The 4,018-nt window shown below is 63.0% G+C and carries 5 protein-coding genes; 1 reads left to right on the top strand and 4 read right to left on the bottom strand.

The features are described 5' to 3' along the window. The 4 genes from EOA29_RS27930 to EOA29_RS27915 all read right to left on the bottom strand — a co-directional run. Positions 1-185 (bottom strand): M81 family metallopeptidase (locus tag EOA29_RS27930; protein ID WP_189479010.1); only part of this gene is annotated, 185 nt, incomplete at its 3' end. Positions 186-208: 23 nt separating this feature from the next. Further along, positions 209-1,036, bottom strand: a complete 828-nt coding sequence (locus tag EOA29_RS27925; RefSeq protein WP_126091287.1) for a carbohydrate ABC transporter permease — start codon at positions 1,034-1,036, stop codon at positions 209-211. Beyond that, positions 1,033-1,902: a sugar ABC transporter permease gene (locus EOA29_RS27920; RefSeq protein WP_126095702.1), complete on the bottom strand. Its 870-nt coding sequence runs from the start codon at positions 1,900-1,902 to the stop codon at positions 1,033-1,035. The genes EOA29_RS27925 and EOA29_RS27920 overlap by 4 nt, the downstream gene beginning before the upstream one ends. A 451-nt stretch (positions 1,903-2,353) precedes the next feature. After that, entirely contained in the window at positions 2,354-3,583 is a 1,230-nt protein-coding gene (locus EOA29_RS27915; protein WP_126091286.1) for a sugar ABC transporter substrate-binding protein, read from the bottom strand. Between the two features lie 174 nt (positions 3,584-3,757). Between EOA29_RS27915 and EOA29_RS27910 the strand changes: the two genes are divergently transcribed. Continuing rightward, on the top strand, positions 3,758-4,018 hold a 261-nt coding region (locus tag EOA29_RS27910; protein ID WP_189479009.1), incomplete at its 3' end, for an SDR family NAD(P)-dependent oxidoreductase.

Here is a 4,018-nt window from a genome sequence, read left to right as displayed (position 1 = left end):
ATGACGGTCAGGCCCTCGCCTGCCGCGCGGCGGCGCAGCGCGACGATCGGCGAGGAGCAGAGCGTCGGCGTCTCCGGATGCTTGCCCGGACCAGCGTAGAAGGCCATCTCGAACGAGGCCCGGTCGGTCGGCACCGGCGAGAAGGTGTTGGTTTCCGTCGCCAGCGAGGCGGTGAAGATGCGCATCAAAACTCCATGGACAATGACAGCTATTTTACGGCCCCGAGCGCCAAGCCCCGGACGAGATAGCGTTGCAGCCAGATGAACAGGATCGCCACCGGCAAGGTGGCCAGCAGCGTGGCCGCCATGACATGGTGCCATTCGATCGTGTAGCGGCCGGCGACCAGCGAGAACACCTGGATCGGCAGCGTATAGCTTTCCTGGCTGCGCAGCATGGTGAGCGCCACGACGAACTCGTTCCAGGCGTTGATAAAGGTGAAGATCGCCGTCACCGCGATCGCCGGCAGGCAGAGCGGCAGGAACACTTTTCGCAGGGTCAGCCAGCGACCTGCGCCTTCCATCCAGGCCGCTTCCTCGAGGTCGCGCGGGATGGTGTCGAAATAGCTCTGCAGCATCCACACGGTGAAGGCGACGTTGAAGGCCATGTAGATGAAGCCGAGCGCGGTCGTGCTCTCGACCAGACCCCAGGCGGCCATCAGCCGGAACAGGCCGAGCACCAGCACGATCGGCGAGATCATCTGGGAGATCAGAAGGAACTGGCGGAAGGCGCCGTAGCCGGCAAAACGAAACCGCGACATGGCGTAGGCCGCCGGCACGGAGATCAGGATAGCGCCGATTGTCGCCAGCGCCGAGACATAGAGCGAGTTGAGGAGCGCCTGGCCGAAGCCGGTCGCCACCCACATGTCGGCGAAATTCGACCAGCGGAACTCGCTCGGCCACCAGGTGGGCGAAAGCACTTCCGGCCGCGGCTTGACCGCTGTCAGGAACATCACCGCGAAGGGAAAGATCGTCACCACGATCAGTGGCGCAAGCAGCAGCCAGGCGATGATCGTTCGTTTGAGCTTGCCGTTCCTCATGCCCGCTGCTCCCGCATGGCCAGCCGCACATAGATCATTGTGAAGACGAGCAGGATGATGAACATCACCAGCGACACCGCTGACGCTTCGCCCAGTTTGCCGATGCGGAAGGCGAGCTTGTAGAGATGCGTGACCAGGATATCGGTGGAGTTCGCCGGCCCGCCCTGTGTCATCACCCAGATGATCGGGAAGGAGTTGAACACGTAGATGGTGTTGAGCACGATCGCGATGTTTATGAAGGGTTTCAGGAGCGGAAAGGTGATCTCGCAAAACTGCTGGAAGGGCGTTGCGCCTTCCAGCGCGGCGGCCTCATAGAGATCGTCGGGGATCGAGGACAGGCCGCCGAGGAAGATCGTGGTGGTGAACGGCACCGTCACCAGGATGCCGATCAGCACCTGCATCGGGAATGCGGTCTCGGCGCTCGCCAGCCACTGGATGTTCTGGCTGATGATGCCGAGCTTCATCAGCGCCGAGTTGAGCATGCCGCTCTCGCCGTTGAGCGCCCAGCGCCAGACCACTGCCGTCATGGTGAGCGACACCGCCCAGGGCAGCATGATGATGACGCGGGCGAGGCCGCGCCCGTAGAAGTCGGTATTGAGGATGATCGCCACGGGGATCGACAACAGCAGCGCGCCGCCGACCACAAGCACGGTCCATAGGCCGGTGCGCCAGAGCGCCGCGACAAAGTCGGGATCGGCGGCAAGCGCCGAGAAATTGGCCAGGCCGCTGAAGTCGCGCAACTGGCCGAAGCGATTCACCTCATGCGTCGAGATCTGCACCAGGTCCCAGACCGGCCAGAAGATAACCACTGCTGCCAAGAGCAGGCTGGGCAAAGTCAGCAGGTAAGGCAGGATCCGGCTTTGCATCGGCTGGCTTGTACCGCTTTGGGAGTAGACAGCAGTGGCATTGGTGCTCAAGGCACGTCCCCGCATTTGAATTCCAGGCCAGCGTTGGCGCTGCCCCTCACCTGCCTGCCTGTCCTCTGCGGCAGTTGCGGAAGAGGGCCCTTCCTCTCCCCCGTCGATCGGGGGAGAGGTGTCGAGCGAAGCTCGACGGAGCGGGGGTCGATCCTTGGGCGCAAGGCGAAGCGATGCTTGCGCCTTGCGTCCCTCGTATGTCCGTTCGCGGCGGTTGCCAGGTGGTTCCCCCACTCCGTCTGGGCTTCGCCGAGCCACCTCTCCCCCCTCCGGAGGGAGAGGAAGGAGGCTGGCTGGGGCGGCGCTGACATCGACGATTCTGTCTTTCTGCTGAAGACCGGAAAGGATGTGGCGCGCCCCGACGGGGTGGGGCGCGCCACGGGGCGCAGGGAGATACGCCCTATTTCTTCAGCACGCCATTGGCCTTGGCGGCGGCCTCCTTCAAGGCGGCTTCCGGCTCGGCGCTGCCGAGATAGATCTTCTGCATGGCGTCGGAAGTGATCTGGGCGATCTCTTCCCAGCCCGGGATGACCGGCGCGAAGCGGGCGTCGGGCAGCAGAGCGGTGAAGGCGGCAAGGTCGGCGTTGTTGACGTAATAGTCCATCTTCGCCTCTTCCTTGTTCACCGGCAGGAAGCCTTCGCCTTGCGTGAACTTGGCGCGCTGCTCCTTGGTGAACAGGAAGTCGAGCAGCTTCCAGGCCTCGTCCTTGTTCTTGGAATTCTTGAACATGATGATGGAGTCGGTGACGCCATAGGTGCCGCGCGCGCCGGTCGGACCGGCCGGAATGGCGGCGACGCCGTATTTCAGCTTCGGCGCTTCTTCCTTGATCTGGTTGGACAGGAAGGGCGCGGTGATCATCATGCCGACCTTGCCCTGCTTGAACAGGTTCTGCACATCCTCGCGGTTGTTGGAGGTGACGCCCGGCTCGGTCAGGCCCTCGTCGATCATCGACTTATAGAGCTTGGCGGCCTCGAGCGCGCCCGGCGTGCTCAAGCCGGACGTGCCGTCCTTGTTGAGGATCTCGGTGCCCTGCGACCACATCGCGTAGTAGTAATAGACGTCGGTCTCGATCTCCTTGCCCTGCAGGCCGAAGCCGAAGGCGCCGACCCCCTTGATCTTGCGCGCATCCTCCTGCAGCTCGGTCCAGGTCGCCGGCGGCTTGGCGATGCCGGCCTTCTCGAAAAGCTCCTTGTTGTAATACATGGCGCGCGCCGAAGCCGCGATCGGCAGGCCATAGGTCTTGCCCTCCATGATCGAGGGCTGAAGGAAAGTGTCGATGAAGCGGTCCTTGAACTCGGGCGTGATGTAGCTGTCGAGCGGCTCGGCGACATCCTGCTGCACGAAGTCGATCAGCCAGCGTGTTCCGATGATCGAGAGATCCGCATTGGTGCCGGCGGTGATGTCGGTGGTGAGCTTCTGCAAAAGCACGTCCCACGGCACCACCTCGTATTTGATGGTGATGCCGGGATTGGCCGCCTCGAATTCCTTCTTCACCGCTTCGAAATAGGGGCCGGTCTTGGCGCTGTATTCGGCGACGGTGACGCGCACCTCGCCCGCATCCGCCGGCGCTGCAAGCGCCAGCATGCTCATTCCGGCCAACAGGCCGACAGTCCATTTCGCAAGGCTCATCTGATCTCTCCCATTGATGCGCATTCGCGCCTGGCCCTGTCGGGCTCAGGATTTATGTGACTTTCCTACATTATCGATCATTTGTCGCCATGCAAGCAGTTTATCATGTTGCTAAATTACATTTCGTTGAGTAGCGTTGGTCCTCCATCTGGCTTGCGGAGGAGCGCGCGCATCGTGGTGTCGAAGGCCGATTTCGAGGGTAAGACCGTTGTCGTCACCGGCGCCGGCGGCGGCCTCGGCTCGGCGATCGTGGCGCTGCTTGCCGAGCGTGGCGCGCGCATCGTCGGCTGCGACCAGTCGGCGGAAGCGCTGGCCAGCCCCCATATCGCCTCGCGCCACGTCTTCAACCTGCTCGACCGCGCCTCGATCGAAGCCGCGATTCCCACCCTGCTCGACAAGGACGGCGTCCCCGACGTCCTGATCAACAACCCCGGC

Origin of the sequence: Mesorhizobium sp. M1E.F.Ca.ET.063.01.1.1 (assembly GCF_003998155.1) — a bacterium.
Lineage (GTDB): Bacteria > Pseudomonadota > Alphaproteobacteria > Rhizobiales > Rhizobiaceae > Mesorhizobium.
Note: the sequence above shows the minus strand (reverse complement) of the source record. Positions and strands in the feature narration are given on the sequence as shown.

Bases quoted from the DNA above. Each gene is read 5' to 3' on its own strand.
- EOA29_RS27920 (WP_126095702.1), bottom strand. From the start codon at position 1,902: ATGCAAAGCCGGATCCTGCCTTACCTGCTGACTTTGCCCAGCCTGCTC.
- EOA29_RS27915 (WP_126091286.1), bottom strand. From the start codon at position 3,583: ATGAGCCTTGCGAAATGGACTGTCGGCCTGTTGGCCGGAATGAGCATG.
- EOA29_RS27925 (WP_126091287.1), bottom strand. From the start codon at position 1,036: ATGAGGAACGGCAAGCTCAAACGAACGATCATCGCCTGGCTGCTGCTT.